Origin of the sequence: Micromonospora sp. NBC_00821 (genome assembly GCF_036347035.1) — a bacterium.
Taxonomy (GTDB): Bacteria; Actinomycetota; Actinomycetes; order Mycobacteriales; family Micromonosporaceae; genus Micromonospora; species Micromonospora hortensis.
Window position 1 is genome coordinate 2,182,066 of record NZ_CP108880.1, and the last position, 16,502, is coordinate 2,198,567.

The 16,502-nt window shown below is 70.3% G+C and carries 15 protein-coding genes; all 15 read right to left on the reverse strand.

Translation table 11 applies throughout. From position 1 onward, the window contains the following. Positions 1-42 precede the first annotated feature (42 nt). Positions 43-951, reverse strand: coding sequence for a MarR family transcriptional regulator (locus tag OHB44_RS10030; protein WP_330440522.1), 909 nt, complete (start codon positions 949-951; stop codon positions 43-45). Positions 952-1,104: 153 nt separating this feature from the next. After that, a complete protein-coding gene (locus tag OHB44_RS10035; RefSeq protein WP_330440524.1) occupies positions 1,105-1,497 on the reverse strand; it encodes a hypothetical protein in 393 nt (130 codons plus the stop codon). 11 nt (positions 1,498-1,508) lie between these two features. Beyond that, entirely contained in the window at positions 1,509-2,126 is a 618-nt protein-coding gene (locus OHB44_RS10040) for a hypothetical protein (protein ID WP_330440525.1), read from the reverse strand. 458 nt (positions 2,127-2,584) lie between these two features. Beyond that, the gene (locus tag OHB44_RS10045) at positions 2,585-3,301 is read right to left on the reverse strand and encodes a hypothetical protein (RefSeq protein WP_330440526.1); all 717 of its coding nucleotides are present in this window, start codon (positions 3,299-3,301) and stop codon (positions 2,585-2,587) included. 623 nt (positions 3,302-3,924) lie between these two features. Next, a complete protein-coding gene (locus tag OHB44_RS10050; RefSeq protein WP_330440527.1) occupies positions 3,925-4,698 on the reverse strand; it encodes a hypothetical protein in 774 nt (257 codons plus the stop codon). Between the two features lie 153 nt (positions 4,699-4,851). Then, the gene (locus OHB44_RS10055) at positions 4,852-5,127 is read right to left on the reverse strand and encodes a hypothetical protein (RefSeq protein ID WP_330440529.1); all 276 of its coding nucleotides are present in this window, start codon (positions 5,125-5,127) and stop codon (positions 4,852-4,854) included. Positions 5,128-5,523: 396 nt separating this feature from the next. Beyond that, entirely contained in the window at positions 5,524-6,432 is a 909-nt protein-coding gene (locus tag OHB44_RS10060) for a replication-relaxation family protein (RefSeq protein ID WP_330440531.1), read from the reverse strand. Positions 6,433-6,642: 210 nt separating this feature from the next. Continuing rightward, positions 6,643-9,162, reverse strand: a complete 2,520-nt coding sequence (locus tag OHB44_RS10065) for a type IV secretory system conjugative DNA transfer family protein (protein WP_442932662.1) — start codon at positions 9,160-9,162, stop codon at positions 6,643-6,645. Further along, positions 9,159-10,949 carry a VirB4 family type IV secretion system protein gene (locus tag OHB44_RS10070; RefSeq protein WP_330440532.1) on the reverse strand — a complete coding sequence of 597 codons (1,791 nt, stop codon included), beginning with the start codon at positions 10,947-10,949 and terminating at the stop codon, positions 9,159-9,161. Before OHB44_RS10070 ends, OHB44_RS10065 begins: the two co-directional genes overlap by 4 nt. Beyond that, complete coding sequence (locus OHB44_RS10075) at positions 10,946-11,869, reverse strand: PrgI family protein (protein WP_330441211.1); 924 nt, start codon at positions 11,867-11,869, stop codon at positions 10,946-10,948. Before OHB44_RS10075 ends, OHB44_RS10070 begins: the two co-directional genes overlap by 4 nt. A gap of 35 nt (positions 11,870-11,904) precedes the next feature. Continuing rightward, positions 11,905-12,819 carry a conjugal transfer protein TrbL family protein gene (locus OHB44_RS10080; protein WP_330440533.1) on the reverse strand — a complete coding sequence of 305 codons (915 nt, stop codon included), beginning with the start codon at positions 12,817-12,819 and terminating at the stop codon, positions 11,905-11,907. Between the two features lie 5 nt (positions 12,820-12,824). Further along, complete coding sequence (locus OHB44_RS10085) at positions 12,825-13,205, reverse strand: pilin (protein WP_330440534.1); 381 nt, start codon at positions 13,203-13,205, stop codon at positions 12,825-12,827. Between the two features lie 720 nt (positions 13,206-13,925). Next, positions 13,926-14,804: a hypothetical protein gene (locus OHB44_RS10090; protein ID WP_330440535.1), complete on the reverse strand. Its 879-nt coding sequence runs from the start codon at positions 14,802-14,804 to the stop codon at positions 13,926-13,928. Positions 14,805-15,236: 432 nt separating this feature from the next. Next, a complete protein-coding gene (locus tag OHB44_RS10095; RefSeq protein ID WP_330440536.1) occupies positions 15,237-15,419 on the reverse strand; it encodes a hypothetical protein in 183 nt (60 codons plus the stop codon). A 228-nt stretch (positions 15,420-15,647) separates the two neighbouring features. Further along, entirely contained in the window at positions 15,648-16,085 is a 438-nt protein-coding gene (locus OHB44_RS10100) for a hypothetical protein (RefSeq protein ID WP_328372811.1), read from the reverse strand. Positions 16,086-16,502 lie beyond the last annotated feature (417 nt).

Below are 16,502 nucleotides of genomic sequence, written 5' to 3' on the forward strand. Positions count from 1 at the left end.
AAGTTCGACGCCCGCCCCGGGCTACCAGCGGTATGGGGTCTGCTAGGTGGTCGCCGGGGCGAGTTGGAACGTCGCCGGCTTCTCGGCGACCTGAACGGCGACACCGTCGGTGACGAGCTTGTGCACGGCGTTGACGACCGCGCCCGCGCTGGCCTTGGCCGAGTCGGTGCCCTCGTTCGCCTGGTCGATGGCCTTGCACAGTTGGCTGGTCTTGAACGGCTGGCCGGGGTGGGCTTCGAGCACGTCGAGGATGGCCCCGCGCAGGCTGCCCTTGGACCGGCGCGGCTTCCCGCTGCCTGACGCGCTTGGTGCCTCGGACGGGCTGCTGGGCGCAATGGGTTCGTCGCTGCCTGTCGGGTCCAGACTGAGCCGGGGTTCTGTCTGACCAGACGCGTCGGCTGCGGGCGGATTCTCGGCGTCGGCCGGGGAAGCCTCGCTCGCCTCCGTTGTGGTCGGTGCGTCGGGGGCGTGGTCCGGCTTGGCGGGTTGGTCCTGTAGGGCTGGGCCCGCGTCGCTGTCCGGCGTTGGTCGGCGTTCGTCGTCCGGCTGGAGACTGGTCGACTCGTCGTCCGGTCCCGCCGCCATGGCGGTGTCCGCCTCCTCTACCGGTCCGGGGGCCTCGTCCGGTCCGTGAGCCTCGTCCGCGTTGTCGTCCGTCAGTGCGGGCGGCGGGTCGCGCCTGGCGTCGGTCGTGGTCGCCTGCGGGTCGCCGCTGTCGGTGCTGGTCGCCGTGTTCGGCAGGTGCCGCCAGAGCGTGGGGCCGTCGTCGGCGCGCAACGGTTCGGCCTGGCCTGCCTCCGCCAGGGTGCGAAGTCGTTTGGTGGCCGTCGAGTAGCCGACGCCGGCGCGCTGCGCGATCGCGGCGGCCGTGTCCTGGCCAAGTGCTGCCAGAGCGGCGGCGACCTTGTCGAGGGCGCTGGGCGCCGCGGTCTGATCGGTGGGGTTGTCCATGAGTCCTCCCTGTGGCTGTTGTTGCGTCTGCCTGGATGGGGGCGTGCACTGATGCACGCTTCGATGGCGCCTCGTGATCAAGTGCGGTGACCGGATCTCGGGATGCCATCGACGCTCGGGCCTGCCAAGCCCCGTGCTGGTGGGGCGGTGCGGCTATGGCTGGCCGAAGACGCGGTCGCAGCGGCTCGGGTCGACCGGTAACCACGGCAGGCCCCAGCCGATCCGGTACCGCCCGCCGGTGGGCTCGACGAGGTGGACGCCGCCGCCGAGGGACACCGGACGGGCGATGGTGAGGGTGTGTCCGTCGAAGCCGACGGTGCGCCAGTCATCGCCGACGTAGGTGGCCATAGCGGCGAACGTCTGGGTAAGGGCGGTCACGGCCTCGTGGTCGAGGGCGAGTTCGAAGCTGCCGTTCCACCAACCGGTCACCGTCGCGAGGTATCCCTCGTGGTACCGGTGGAAGCCAGGGACCGGTTCGTAGCGCAGCCACCGACCGGAGAAGACGGCTGCACTGCCCTGACGCGGCGTGTAGTCAGGACTCGTCACTGCTGGCCCTCCTACGGGTCAATATCGCCAGCGGTGGAGGAGGCGCCGAGGTGACTCGCGGCCGCGACCGTGCGGGCGCTGGACCAAGCCATCCCTGACGCCTGCGCCGACTGGGCGAGCGAGTCGGCCGCGTCCTGCAAACATGCGCGGATGTCGTCGACGGCGTCGATGACCTCGCTGCGCCCTTCGCTGTCATCGAGGCTGGCGAGGTGTGCCTGGCGGGCCTGGTCGAGGAGGTAGGACCCGGTCTGCGCGTGCACCCGGGCGAGCAGCCGGGTGCTGCGGTGCAGGTGCCCGATCAGGGATGCGGCGTCGGAGGGTGCCGGCAGGGTGAGCAGCGCGCTGAACGGTCCGGTGGCCGTGTACAGCCAGCGGCTGAGGTGCTCGGCGGCGGTGATGGCACTGCCCAGACGGGCGGGGTCGTAGGGACCGTCGACGGCGAACAGGCGGCTCATCTCGTCGAGCCAGGTGTTGGTCTGACTGTCGACCGGAAGCGGGTCGGCGACGAGGGCCGGCTGGGAGTGTTGGCCGTCGGCAGCCGCGCAGATGGGGCTGTTGTCCGCCAGGTGCCACCACGGGATGCCCCCGCGGTAGGCGTTGGTCCAGTGCGTGGCGGGTTGGTCTGCCACCGGCTCATCGCAGACGGGGCAGATCGGTAGTTGAATCATGGAGCGGTGTCCCTTCAGACAGGGTGATGACGGCGACCAGGGCCTGGTCGCCGACGGCTCGGTGCGGTGCGTAGGGGTTGTGGCCGGCGCTCGCCGGCTTACGCGCAAGAGGGAAAGGGCGGCCGTCTCGCTGGCCGGCAGCGCTGTCAGCGCCCCTGCCAGGAGCGGCTGGCGCGCCGGGGCGAGATGCGGCGGCTCGCGGGTATCTGCCGACACGTGAGCCGGTCGCCAGGATGGTGAGCAGGGCGTTTGCGGCAGTGCCTGTGGCAACCTGAAGCTGTGCGATGAGGTGCGCGTGGATGGCTAGCGGTTCGCGACGCTGCGGCGCGGGGCGCGGACGCAGGCGGCGGCGAGGCGCTCGACCTCGTCGATCAGGACCATGACGGGCCCGTCGGGCGTGTCTCCATTGGCTGGCTCTGTCAGAGCGCGACCGCGAGCAGTCGCTGGTCGGGGTCGATGCCGGCGAGCAGCCGGTTGGCCTGTTCGAGGTAGGTCACCCGGTCGGCCATGGCGTCGCTGGCCGGGGCCAGCTTCGCCCCTTCGGCGGTGATCAGCGCATCGCCCGCGAGGGCGGTAAGGGCGCTGTGGTGCTGGTAGGCCATGCAGCCGGCCTGGTACATCTCCAGTTCGCTGAGGCGGATCTGCCCGGCGCCGTAGGTGGCGGCGTTGTGCATCCGGATGGCGTTGACACGGGGCTGATGGGTGAAGTCCGCGACGGCCGTGTCCCACGGGTACTGCTGCGGGTCCGCCAGGTGGCGGGCCTCGTAGACGTGCCACGGAGTGGCGTTGCGGGTGCCGTGCACGGCGCGGCTGAACAGTTGGTGGCGGATGCCCGCCCCGACACCGGCGGCTTGGCGCATGCCGGTCAGATCGAGCAGTCGCGCTGGTCCGCCGGCGCAGTAGGCCGGGCGGCCCTTGCGCAGTCCGAACATCTGGCTGCGCTGCCACAGATGTAGGGCGGGGCTGGCCCAGAAGCGGGGCGACAGCGTGCCCTGCACGCCGAAGTTGCGGTCGAGCTGGTGTGCGGTCAGGGACTCGCGGGGCAGGTCGCCCGGCACGCAGACGATCATGGTGCGGATCGTTGCCGTCGGTGTGGTAGCCGGCGAGGTGGCCTTCCTGGTCGGGTTCTTGGGCATGAATCGTCCTCCTTGGGGGTGGCGCGTCAGGGCGCGCGCAGATGACCGGCCCACTGGGTGCGTGGGTCGGTTGCGGGAGAGGTGTGGGTGCGGGTTGGTGCGGTGCGACCTGGGGTCGCCGCGCGGCGCGGCGCCGACCGGTCCCGGGAGGGGCGGGTGGGCGAGGCGCACCGGTCGGTGCGGCGGTGGTTCCGGGGTGGGACCGGACCGGGGTGGAGATTTATGAGGTGGTGTTGTGCCGTGAACGGTAGCGGCCTGTTCTGTCAGGCCGATCCGACTAGTTGATCGCTGGAAAGTGGGATTGACCTGCGCTGTGAGGCACTCTGGCCAGTATGGAGTCGCCGTCGGCGCGGGCGCTGTGGGACTTCACGACTCTCACAAATGATCCCATTGGCTGACAGACATCGACGACCGTCGGCACATCTGTGTAGCTGGCGCCAGGCTTGGGTGCCGCCGTTGTCTAGCCTCATGCTGTGCCAGCGGTGGTTTGCCGCTGATTCCCACGGATTTGGCATCAGACCTTGCCCCGGCAAGGGATTGCGACCGAGCCCGGAGCAGTCGCGAAGACATCGATCTCCATGGCCGCCTGGCAAGTGTGATCTGCTCGGCAGCCCAGCCGGCGGTCACTCTTGCGGTGGCGTCGCCGGTGGCGAGGTTGAATCGTCCAGCCGCTCCGTGGACACCCAGTAAGTGTTGCGGAGTCGTCGGTAGTCGAAGTCTCTACCCTGTGGCCTGCGTCGAACAATGAGCAGGCCGTTGTTGGTCAGTTCTTTGGTCGCACGGGTCCAGGTCGCCTCGGAGAGGCCGTAGCGCCGTTTCTGGTCCGTGGTCAGCCAGGGCGCATCCGAGGGCTGTCGGTTGCTACGCATGTCGCGCAGAACCAGGAGGAGTGCGACGCTCGATCCGGTCAGCCGGTAGATCCACTCGTTGGCCCAGAAGCCGAGCGGCATGCTGATGTATCTGTTGCCGCGCCAACTGTAGGTCGTGCCGTTGCCGCTCGGGTCGCGGAGCAGGACGTTCCGCGGCCTGCCTTGTCCTCCAGCGATCCCGATGAGTTTCATCCCGGCCAGGAAGTCCAGGGCGTCACCGATGCGCCGCGCACCGTTGACTTTGGGTTCGGGTAGCCCCAACACATGTGCCCACGTAGCGGCCGGAATGCCGCGGATGTCGTGCGGATGTCTGGCCGCGAGCAGGGTCATCGTCAGATAGAGCTTGAGTCGCACGTCGCCGCCCTGCCCTCCGCGCAGGATCCGGGAGAGGGGTGGATCGAGCCCGTCGTCGTCCCGAAGAAATGCGGGCGGAAACTGGACACCGCTGGTCCGGCTCGATCGGCTGATGAGTTGCTTCAGCAGCCTCCGGCTATCCGCTGTGACCGCCGCTGCAGAAGATCTTGACAATGGACCCACCTTTGTAGACGGGAGAACAGCGGTTCCGGGGTACATGGCGTACACGGGGTCCTAGTAGTTCTTTCCTAATTACTTCCTGCCAGCGTCGAGATGTTACCCATCCGGGATCGTACTGTCAGCAATCTGCCTCCGTGATGTGCGCCCTCAGCAATCGACTTCTTGCCAATCTGCCAACGTAGTTTTCAGTCCTTTGACCTGCGCAAATGCCAATGTCACGATGTGGTCGTGAAGCTTGATCACCACTGCGCAGATTTCTGCGCCGCCGGCCACCAGCACTGGCTGCTGGACAACGTCGAGTTGACGATCGCCCTCGCAGGTGCACGGGCGGTCGTCCATGCGTAGATGGCTGGCCGGGCTGGGCAGCGCTGCCGCCGGTACCGCTGCCTTGATCGAATGGCCCGCACTGATCATGGTTGCCATGGCCGCGGTGGGCCCGGTCCTGGCATTGTGCTGGGTGCTCAGTGACGAATCGCGGTCGCGGCGGCTGAAAAACCTGATCCGTGAGTTCCGGCGACGTCCATGACGTGGCCGGAACCCTGCGAGTCCAGCCTGGGACCTCAAGCTTTGCGCTCGGGGCGTCCGGCCGGGATCGGCGAGGCGCAGAGTGTGCCGGAGCCGCCGTGCTCGAGCGTCGTGTCGACGACGACCTTGACCTCGTGCGGCTCAACCGCGAGGCAATAGAGCGGCGGACCTGTTCTCGCCAAGCCAAGTTCGGCCTGGGTCTGGCGAATCCCTAACCGAAGATTGCAACCGCAGGGACGGCAGCCGTCCAGCAGGCTGGGGGTCGGTGCTAGTTATCGAGCGGACTGCGGACTATTACTGGTAGTCAGATGGCCTACGGTTCGATTTCTCCAGGTGGTCGAAGCGCTGTGGGTTGGTGGCCGTGTCGGGGCCGTGGTTGCAGGGCAGCTCGTGCAGGTACCGCCGGTGGGTAGGGTCCGAGACGAGAGTCCACACCCGACCCGCCGGGTCGGGGCCGTGCACGGCGGTCGCGATCGGGCTGGCGGTGCGCAGTCCGGCGAGCACCCCGAGGAGGCTGGCCTCGCGGCGCCGGCTGGGGACCCAGAACAGCACGGGGTAGCGGGGACCGAAGGTGGTGAGGCGTTCGTAGCCGCGCAGCTTGGCCACGACCCGGGCGAGGTTCTCGGTGTCGTTGTCGTGCTCGACGAAGAAGCCGGTCGAGGTGTCGCCGACGGTCCACACGCCGTGCCCGTCGGGGCGGATGCCCGCTTGGGCGTAGACGGTGGTGGCGTGCTGCTCGGACCACCAGCGCGACAGGTGGGTCTCGGGTGTGTGGCGGGCGGTGGCGATGAGGTCGGTGAAGAACTGGTTGACGCCGAGCAGGTGGTTGACCTGGCCGCTGGCGGCGATCCGCTTGGCCCGCTCCAGGGAGCTGCGCGGCGCCTTGCCGCCGGTGCCGGTGGGGTCGTGGTAGACGGTCGGGTGTAGCTGCAGTCCGACGGGGCCGAGGGTGTAGAGCAGTGACCCGTACCGGCCGTGGGCGCCGCTGCGGCCGAAGCGGTGCAGCACGTCGAGGCGGTGCAGGATCGTCAGCCGCCGTTGGGCGGTGCGCCGGGTGTCGAAGAGGGCGCTGGTGATTTGGTCGGTGGACAGCAGGTAGTGCTCGGCGAGCAGAGCCAGCAGGGCGTGGTCGCGGGGGACGATGCGACCGAAGACGGCTAGGGGATCGGGGTTGCGGGAGGCGGGGGGTACACGGGAGTACACGACGGTTGCTCCTGGGCAGGATGGGGTTCCCTCCCGATCGGGAGGGGTGTCTGGGACGAGGGAGGTCGGTGCGGAGGGCCTGTCACGGCGTGTGTGCGGCACTGACAGCCCAGGTCAGCACTGTGCTGCGGATGCCCGGCGGTCACCGGTGACGATCCCGATGGTGAGCCGGTGCGCGACCCGGGCGACGCCACCGTCTGACAGAGACAGTTAGCTCCGGTCGCTCTTCGGGCGGGATCGACGGTCGTCGGGCTTGCGGCTGAGCCGTTCGACGAGGGCGTCGACAGCGCTGGTGTCCTGGCTCGGTACCGCCGCGGCGGCGGCCTGGCGGATGACGGTCGCCTCGCCGACGACCGGCTTCGGCGGCCGAGTCTTCATCGTGAACGCCGGGGTCTGGCGGCCGTTGACGACCAGCCGCGCGGCGGCGGTGTACGCGTCGAGGTGAGCGAGATCGTGCTCACCCAGTTCCGGCAGGGTGTGCCGGGACAGCACCTTGGCGTCTTCCGGCGCGACGGTGAAGTAGATCTTGTTGCGGGCGTTGGCCGATGCTGCGGCGAGCAGGTCGCGGGGGAATTGGGCGAGGTCCTGGTGGGCGAGCACGAGTGACAGTCGGTACTTGCGGGCTTCGGCGAGCATCGTGTCCAGGGAGTTGGCCAGGGTCAGGAAGTTCTGGGCCTCGTCGATGATCAGGGTCGCGTCGCGGCGCCGGTCGGGATGCGTGCCGGCGCGAGCGGTCGTGGCCTGCCACACCTGCGCGAGGATCAGGGAGCCGAGCAGCCGGCTGGTGTCCTCGCCGAGCACACCCTTCGGGATGCGGACGAGCAGCACGCCGCCGTCGAGGACGCGGCCCATGTCGAAGCTCGATTTGGGGTAGCGCATGGTGCGTTTGACGAAGTCGCGCAGCAGGAACGCGCGCAGCCGGGCGAGGACCGGTCCGATGACCTGGGAGCGGAGGCTGTCGTTGAGGCTGTCGTACCACTGCCAGAAGCCGCTGAGCCCGGCCGGGTCGTCCAGGTCCACCGTCATCGCCGAGCGGAACTGGGGGCTGTTGAGCAGCGGGGGGATGTGTTGCAGGGTGACGTTGTTGTGGCGCAGCAGGGTCAGGCAGGCCACCCGCATGACGTCGTCCATCCGCGGTCCCCACGCCTTGGCGAAGATGTTCCCGAAGATCGACACGAGGTTGTCGACGACCAGGTCGGGGTCGTCGCCTTCGAGGGGGTTCAGTGTCGGCGGGTTGTCCTGGTCGGGGTCGAAGAGCACGACGCGGTCGGCGACGGTGGCGGGGAGCCGGTCGAGGATGTCCAGGACGAGGTCGCCGTGCGGGTCGATGACGACGGTGCCGCAGCCGGCGTTGATGTCGTCGAGGGCCATGTTGACCAGCAGGGTGGTCTTGCCGGAGCCCGTGGAACCGATCACATGCAGGTGATACCTCGCGTCTGCCACCGTCAGCCCGACACTGTGGCCACCGATTTCGGCGTCGCCGAGCATCTTCACCCCACGGCCGCCGCCGGGGACGGCGACCGGTGCCGGCATGGACGCGGCCCGCGCCCGGTCGAGGCCGGGCACGGCGAGGTCCTGCGGTAGGGCCGCGAGGGCGGCGAGTTCCGGGGCGGAAGTGAGGAATCCGGGGCCGAGGCGGCGTGCGGCGAGGACGGCCACCGGTGCTCGCATGCGGGCGCGGTGGGTGAGCCGGTTGCGGCCGGTGTGGATGGCGAACGCCGAGGCGAGGGTGTCGGCGATGCCCCGCAGCCGGCCGGTCGGGTCGGCGCCGGGGCGCCGGTTGGTGGTGGCGACGGCGTAGCGGATTCCGGTCTGCCACAGCGGGTGCGCTGTCTTGTCCAGGATCGCCCGGACGTCGCGCTCCACGATGGGATCCCGCCGGGACACGGGCGCCGTAGCGCGGCCGGTGCCGCCGCTGCCGGGCAGGAATGCGTCCAGCAGCCACCGCACCGGCGCGGCCGGGTTGATCGCCGGGACGGCGGTGGTGCCGGCCCGGAGCCGCCCGGCCGCGCGGCGGGCCCGTGCCGCCCGTCGGGGTGTGGCCGGGCGGGCGAGGATCTGCACGCAGGCGTACTCGCGGGGTTTGAGCTGCGCGCCGGCGGCCATCAGCGGGCGCAGCGGGTCGGTGTCGTGGTCGGTGGCCAGCGGCAGCCACTCCGCGTACACGGGTAGCAGGTGCCCGCCGGCTGCGGGGTGGGCGTCCAGGGGGATTGGCGGCGGGGGGTTGTCGTCGGTGGTGGTGGCCGAGCTGGGCCACGCTGCCCGCACCGCGGCCTCGACCGCTCCCGCAGGGACGGTGCCGGGAACCCAGATCGAGATGAGCAGGTGCCGGCCGGACCACGTGTACTGCCACACGACGTGCGGGGCACCGTAGAGCAAGCGCCGCCGCCGTGACGGAGTCAGCACGCCGGCCAGGTTCGCCCACAACGCTGGCGCGCTGTGCGGGTCAACCTCCGGCGGCGGCGCGATCGTCACGAGGCGCGCGCCACGGGCGTGGTGGCGGTGCCGCCAGATCTCGACCAGGTTGCGGGCCGCGATCCACACGATCAGCCCGCCGGCGGCGACAGCCGCCAGCCACGGCCGCTGTGTGGCCCACACGGCGGCGTCGAGCAGCACGGCCGCTGCTCCGGTAGGGGGCGGGATGGGGCCGGAGCCCGGCCCGATGGTGGGGCTGGGAGCCGGTGGCGGTGACGCGAGCGCTGAGTTGAGGACTTCGGTCGGTGGTGTCACAGATCGCCCTCCTCTTCGTCGAGGTCGGCCAGCTCGACCGGATCAGTGGTGCACAGGGCGTGCTCCGCGTTGGAGGCGATCGACTCGAAGCTGGTCCTGCTCGCCCCGGAGATCAGCAGCCCTTGGCCGCGGCGGGTCGAGAGCAGCAGCCGCCGTTCACCGTCGGTGAGCCCGAACGCCTCGCCGACGGCGTCGATGGCCTGCGGCGCCTGCCGCAGCAGCACCTGGGTGGAGGCGTTGGACACCACCGCCTGGCCGAGGTCGGTGCTCAGCACGTCGGCGGCGTCCTGGGTGATGACGGTCAGCCCGGCGTTGCGCTTACGTGCCGCCTTCGACATGCGGAACAGGAAGCGGGCGCCTTCGCCGTCGCGCATCAGCAGCCACGCCTCGTCGACCACCACGAGCCGCCGCCGCGACGGGCGTTGTGGGGCGTCGACGGTGCGCCAGATCGAGTCCAGCGCGAGCAGGGTGCCGACGGTGCGCAGTTCGTCGGGCAGGTGCCGCAGCGACCACACGACCAGGTGGCCAACCGGGGCATGGGTGGTGGGTGCGTCGAACAGGTCGGCGAAGCTGCCCTGCACCCACGGTGCGAGCCTGGCGGCCAGCGTCGCGGCGGCCGGGTCGTCGTCGGCGCGTAGCGTGGCGGCCAGGTCGCGCAGCAGCGGCGCGGGCCGGTGGTGCGTGGCCGGGTCGGCGGTGATCCCGGCGGCCCGGTAGACGGCGAGGATGGCCCGGTCCAGCGCGGCGCGCTCCGCCGGTGGAGGCTGGTGGACGAGCAGCACGCTGACCAGGGTGTGCAGGAACAGAGCGCGGCGGGTCAGCGTGTCGGGTCGCCGGTCGCCGACGGGCAAATCCAGGGGGTTGATCTTCACGCCGGGCATCCCCAACCGGACGATGCTGCCGCCGACCGCGTCAACGAGGCGTAGGTACTCGTCCTCGGGGTCCACCACCGCGACCTGGACACCCTGGTAGAGGTTGCGCAGGATCTCCAGCTTCACGAAGTACGACTTCCCGGCTCCGGAGCGGGCCAGGACGATCGAGTTGTGGTTCTCCTGCGTCCAGCGGTCCCACCAGACGATGCCGGCGCTGGCCGGGTTGATGCCGTAGAGGACACCGCCGGTGGCCGGCGGGTCGCCGGGCAGCGGTGCGGGCAGGTCCGGGCTCGACAAGGGGAAGGCGGCGGCGAGTGCCTGGGTGTCCATGGTGCGCAGCATCCGCAGCCCATCGCAGGCGAGGGGCAGGGTGGTGGTCCAGCCGGGAAGCTGCCGCCATGTCGCGGGCTGCACCTCCAGAAGGGTGGACGCGGCGGCGGCCCGGACCTGCGCGCACGCCTGCAGGAGTTCGTCTTCGGTGCGGGCGTGCACGCTCAGGTACAGGCCGACGCGGAACAGTTTCGCCGCTCCTCGGGCCAGTCGCTCGGCCAGGTCTCCGGCGTCGTGGGCGGCGGCGTCGACGTAGGGGTCGGCGAGCTTGCCGCGTTCGGAGTCGGTCCGCCGGGAGGACTCCAGCCGTGCTCGTTGTTTGCGGAGCCGGTCGGCGGCGATCGGGGCCGGCAGCGGCTCGATGTGCAACGCGAGGTCGAGCCGGCCCGGCCAGGACAGCAGCGGCTCCAGCCACGCCGGGCCGACCTCGGCCGGGTAGCCCGTCACGGCGAGGGTCGCGGCGAAGCCGTCGCCCACGCGCAGCCACCGGGGCGTGACCTCGACGGCGGCCGGCGCGACCGCCGACGCCAGCGAGCCCGGCCGCGGCTGTGCGCCGTCGTCGCCGGACCGTCTCTTCCTGATCATCGTTGGCTCCTTGTCCTGCGGGTGGGGGCAGCGGCGGTGATGACGGCGTCGGGCGCGGCCAGGCGGCCAGGCTGCGGTGGCCGGTACGGGTCGGCGGCGCCGGCCAGGGCGGCGGTGACCGCCGAGCCGTCCAGCACCCGCGGACTGACGCCGAGGCCGGCCAACGCCCGCACCGTGTCATCGGCTCGCCGCCGCGCGGCATGCGCGCGCTCGCCGGCCGCCGTGCGGGTGACGACCAGGACCTGCCGACGCAGCGGGTCCCGCCGGGCGGCGAGGTCGCCGAGGAACTCCGCGTGATCGGCGCACGCCGCGCGCAGCCGCGGATGCGGCTGGGCGTCCACGGCGGCGGCGAGAGCCCGGCTGTGGGAGGCCAGGTCAACCGGTTGCGCGGACACGACGATCTGCGTCGGCGTCGACAGGCTGTTGAGCCACCGCCCCCACCCCTCGATCAGGGCCGCCTGTTCGCCGGGTGTGCGCAGCGCGAGGTTCACCGTGGTGGTGCCGACGATCGCCGCCCGCGCGTCACCGAGGCTGATTTCCCCGTCGTCGTCGATGGCGTCGGCGGGCAGCCGCAACGGCGCTGGCAGCGGCACCCGGCCGCTGGTGGGGGTCTCGACCCAATCCGGCGTCCCGGTGTCCGCCGCGACGCTGGCGTTCGACAGCGACCGGGGGGTGCGCGTGTGGCGGATCGCGTGCAGCAGCCACACATCCAGCGACAGGCCGTCGCGGCGGCCCAGCGCCAGGCCGATGACCAGCCCGCCGAGCACCACGCCTGCGCCGATGAACACCGGCGCCGGCACGACATCGTGCAGCGTGCGCCACGCGGCGTAGAACAGCAGCGCACCGGCGGCGACGATCGCCAGCTGGTGGAACGTCAGCCCGTAGGCCACCTTGTCGGGGGCGTCGACGTCGGCCGGCATCCGCGCCCTCATCGGCGCTTCGGGATCAGGTCGGGTCATCTGATGGTCCTCCGAAGGGTGCTCAGGCCGGGGACGGTGCGGGCGAGCTGCTGCACCACGACGACGCGGACCACCGCGCCGAGCATGGTGCTCGTGCTACGTCCGGTCTGGCCCGCCCAGCGGGCCAACAGTGTGGGGATCTTGACGGTGGTCCAGAGCAGCACCACCACGACCAGGAGGTTCAGCGTGCCGCCCGGGTCGACGGGCAGGCCGAACACGGACAGCATGGTCGCCGGGTCGAGCAGTGTCTGCTGCCCCGCGGTGAGGAAGAACGCCTGCGCTACGGGGATCGCCAGGCATCCGGCGTAGGCGCGCCACCACAGCCGGGCGAGGCCGTCGGTCTGCGGCAGCGCGTGGCAGGCCAGCGCCAGCGGCGCGATGCTCGTCATCACCAGCAGCGCCACGAACCGGCCGATCAGCTGGAACGCCGCCGTCACGACCAGGACGGTGATGAGCAGGATCAGGACCAGGAACAACAACGGGACGGTGCGGTCCTGTGCCGCCGCGAGGTGGGTACGGATCGCGGTGAACGCGCCGTCGCCGTCGTAGCCGCCCTCGCTGATCGCCGCGGTCAGGGCGTTGGCTACATCGATGAGCTGGTCGCAGGCCAACTGGGAGAAGTGCGCGGCGGTGAACCCGACGACCAGCCGCGGTAGGAGGTCCTTGACTGTGTAGCGGGACTGTTCGTCGCCGCCGGCGACCATGACGAGCACGCCGGCGGCGACGAAGGCCAACACGAAGACGGTGTCCACGATCCAGACCGACCGGCCGGTGAGCGCCTGTACCTGCGGCAGCACGGTGACCTTCGGTGTGGTGAGCAGGATGCCGGTGATGAGGTCGAAGATCGCGTTGAGGCAGGCCAGGATCGCCGTGGTGAGCCAATCAAGAACCTGGTCGAGGACCCATCCCACGACGATCAGCCCCCGACGATGCCCTGGACGACCTGCAGCAAGATCGGCGCGAGGACGGCCAGGCCGTAGCCGATCAACGCGTTGCGCAGGGCGAGCTTGCCTTTCTCGACCTGCGACGGGTCACCACCGGCGGTGGCCCAGTACACGCCGGCCAGGACGAGGAAGAGGGTGGCGATAGCGGCCAGGATGCCCATGACCCAGGCCTGCAGATTGGCGATCACCACCGGCAGCGAGTTCGCCGCCAGGTAGACGGCGCCGCCCGGATCGGCAGACGCGGCGGCCGGGAGGGCGAGTGACAGGCCGATACCGACCAGCGGAACGGCCGCACGGAGTGCGAGACGAACGACTCGCGGGATTCGGAGAGTGTGCTGTGGGGTGCGGGACATTGCGGTTCACCTCCCGCCGCCCCCGATCACGAAGACGTGTGACCGGGGGCGGCGACTACTCGAAGCGGTCCGATGGGACCGCCGCCGGGCGCAGGTGAACAAGGCGCGAACCGCGTGAGCCCCGGGAGGAGCTCGTCCTCCCTCATGGGTGGGTTACGGTCATCAATGTGGTGTCAGCGCATCAATTGGCGCGGCACCCGAGGCGCGCGGATCGCGGCTGCTCGTGTCGCCCGGCGGCGGACGGGACCGGCGAGCGGTACGGCCCGCTGAAGTCCCGCACCCCCAAACCGGGATTTGTGAGCCCTGGCGAACACTTGCCACGCTCACCCAGCTCCAGGCAGGGCTCACAGGCCAGGTCAAGGCCTTTCACCGTCGACAGCGTTGCCCGCGAGCGAGGACCCACAGCCGGATCGGAACGGGGTGTCCGCGGGCGGTGTGAGTGCCGCCGGGACTCACAGCTCTTGACACGGCCGCATCGGTTCGTTCCTTCCGGGATGCTTAGGAGGATGGCGGAGAGGTTCTGATCCTCGGAGCGGAGGGGACGGCCGAGCGGCGCCTGCGCCGCAAACGTGCCAGCGGGGCAAGTCGGCTGGCAATCCTGCGCTGGTTCTCTGCTGCCAGCGCAGCGCGCTGCCGCCGCTCTACTGGGACGGGCGCTCGGCACGCGGAAACGGCTGTGGCCCGACGTGGTACGTCGGGCCACAGCCGTGCCGGTGGCTGTCAGGCGGCTGCCGCAGCGTGCTGCCGGGCGGCTTCGCGGCGGGCGGCCGCGGCACGTCCCGCGCGACGCCCGCCGCGCTGCTCGGCCTGCTGCCGCAGCCGCGCCATAGTCTGCGGCGACGCGACCCCGGTCAGCAGCCCGTCTGTGAGGGCCTCCGCGACGCGGCTGTCGATGCGGGACAGCCGCATGCGCAGGGCGTCGACGCTGACACCATTCCTTGCGGCGATGGGCTCGATCGCACGTCGACCGAGCCGCACGTCGATGTAGGGCTGCTCGTCCTCGGGATCGAGGATCCCGAGGGTCACCGCGCGGCGGACCAGGAGATCCGGATGCCCGTACGGCACCGGCGGAGTGCGGGAACCGGAAACGAGGTGCTCGATGTCCTGCACCGGCAGGTACTCACGCTGCTGCAGCCGCAGGTCCCGCCCGGCTCGCCACGCCGCCTTGCACAGGCTCGCGTACGGCGCGGGTTTGGTCAGGTCCGCCCGGTCGCGAAGCGCCGTCAGGAACCCGGTCAGGATCTCGGCGTCGATATCCGCAGGGTCGCCGGTGTAGCCCTCGCACAGGTGGGCCGCGTACTGCTGCAGCGCCGGCATCGCCATGCCGGCCGCGGCGACGACCCAGTGCGGCCCGTCGAGCCGGGCACGTCGGATCAGCTCCCGCCACACCTCGTCACGCGCCGTGTAGGCGCGGGGGTGGCGCAACAGCCAGTCCCGCAGCGCGGGCAGCGGCATCACCGGCCGCGGCAGACCTGCGTCGGAGAAGAACGCCGCGCAGTCGAGAGCCAACGGCGCGGGCTCGCAGGTCAGCGCGGCGAAGGCGGTCGCCGCCGCGTCGAGGGCGGAAGTCGGCCAGTTCGTAGGGTCGGACGCGCTCATGTCAACACTCCTGTGACACCGAAGGGATTCGAATGCCGTCGCCGGAGTTGTCACGGCAATCGGTGGCATCGATTGCGCCACAGAGGGCTCACACGGTACTGACAGAGCTGCTCAGGGCGCTGTTCGTCTCCCTCAGCCGGGCCTCTGTCAGTGGCCCGCCCACACGGCGCGCCATCGCCGCTGATCGTTGTCATTGACTCTGACCAAGGTCGGTTGACCTGGCCTGTGACACCCCCTGACAGGGCCTTTGACCGCGCGGTTCGGAGGTGGTGGCACAGGCCGTAGTGGCCCGTGAGACGGCGTGGACGACCTCACAGAGGACGTGCCCGGCCCGCTGTGACAACCGGGTCGGCTCACAGCGCTACTGTCACCGCCCGGTGCGGGTGGCCCGTGCGGTCTGCCGAGGTACCCGTGACAATCGCGGGCAGGCTGTCACCGCTGGACATCCTGCGCCGTGTGATAGGCACTGCCGCGCCCGATGGCATCGGACCAAGGCGCGGCGCTCGATGACGTGTCGCAGCGCTGGTCAACGCCCTTGTCCACGTCGACGCCCGAAGCGTCCTCCGCGCCGACGCCGGCAACCGCCAGCGCCTTTTGTCGATGACACAGCGTCATGACAGAAGGGGGCGGGGATGAAGGCCGGTTCCGTTGTGTGGGCGGCTGCCGATGGCTGTCCTGACGTCGTAAGCACGAGACACTGACAGCACCCCCAGGAACCTGACGAACGAGCACCTCAATCTTTCAGTTCCGTATCCTCACCCACGGAATCGGAAGTTGAGCAGGAGTTGCTCCGATTCCGGGACCGAGGATGGGCCCGACCCAGTGCGGCCGGGCCTCAGATGGTCACTCGTCGGCCGTGAAAGGGCCGTTGGCGTCGTACCAGTCAATGAACTTGCTAACCGACCCGCCGAAGTCGGCGCGGATGCGGTCATGGATCGCCCGCTGGTCGTGGCCCTGCAGCCACTCGCCGCGGGCGACGGCCGAGCCGCAACCGCAGCGGCAGGTGGCCATGTCAACTGGGTCGGCCAGGTACAGCACCGGGAACCGGCTGGTGGACTCCGCTGGGTCCGGCTTGCCGACGAACTTGTCATGCACAAGGTCGCCAGACTGCAGGATGTCGCCAGCGAACGCGCGCCGGTCACCCTCCTGCCGCCACTCCGCGATCCGGATGGCCATCACGCTCTGCCCGCCGGCTACGACGACGGCGTAGCGCTCCTGCTCGGCGCGCTGATTGAGCCGCCACCAGCCGCGGGCGGCGTCGTAGACCTCCTTCTCCGACATGGTCGGATCCCATCCAGCGTGTTGGCGGGGCAGGAATGGGTGCGAACCCTGCTCGTCCCCAACGTACGTGCGCTGACTCAGCTTGATACGCAACAAGGTGGACCTCCAAGTGGTTCGTGCGTGCTCGACTTAAAGACTATAGAACCACCAGCCGGTCTTTGGTGCAAGAGGTTATTAGGTACGGACGGCGTCGAGCAGTTGATCCGTAGTGGAGCAGGTTGGTTGAGAAAGCCCGGCGGTCGGAGCAGAAGAACTGAGAACGGCGCAGGCCAACTGCGAGAGGGCAGATACAAAGCAGGACAAGCCCGTTGCCGGGTCAAGCGCTGTGAGCGCTTGTGGGTTCGGCAAGTGTTCGCCAGGGCTCACAAAGCGCGGTTTGGGGGTGTCAGCGCTTCACGGCGCGGCGCGGAGCCGACA

Coding starts and splice junctions, on each gene's coding strand:
- OHB44_RS10030 (WP_330440522.1), bottom strand. CDS start 951: ATGGACAACCCCACCGATCAGACCGCGGCGCCCAGCGCCCTCGACAAG.
- OHB44_RS10045 (WP_330440526.1), bottom strand. CDS start 3,301: ATGCCCAAGAACCCGACCAGGAAGGCCACCTCGCCGGCTACCACACCG.
- OHB44_RS10055 (WP_330440529.1), bottom strand. CDS start 5,127: ATGGCAACCATGATCAGTGCGGGCCATTCGATCAAGGCAGCGGTACCG.
- OHB44_RS10070 (WP_330440532.1), bottom strand. CDS start 10,949: ATGATCAGGAAGAGACGGTCCGGCGACGACGGCGCACAGCCGCGGCCG.
- OHB44_RS10075 (WP_330441211.1), bottom strand. CDS start 11,869: ATGCCGGCCGACGTCGACGCCCCCGACAAGGTGGCCTACGGGCTGACG.
- OHB44_RS10085 (WP_330440534.1), bottom strand. CDS start 13,205: ATGTCCCGCACCCCACAGCACACTCTCCGAATCCCGCGAGTCGTTCGT.
- OHB44_RS10090 (WP_330440535.1), bottom strand. CDS start 14,804: ATGAGCGCGTCCGACCCTACGAACTGGCCGACTTCCGCCCTCGACGCG.
- OHB44_RS10095 (WP_330440536.1), bottom strand. CDS start 15,419: ATGACGCTGTGTCATCGACAAAAGGCGCTGGCGGTTGCCGGCGTCGGC.
- OHB44_RS10100 (WP_328372811.1), bottom strand. CDS start 16,085: ATGTCGGAGAAGGAGGTCTACGACGCCGCCCGCGGCTGGTGGCGGCTC.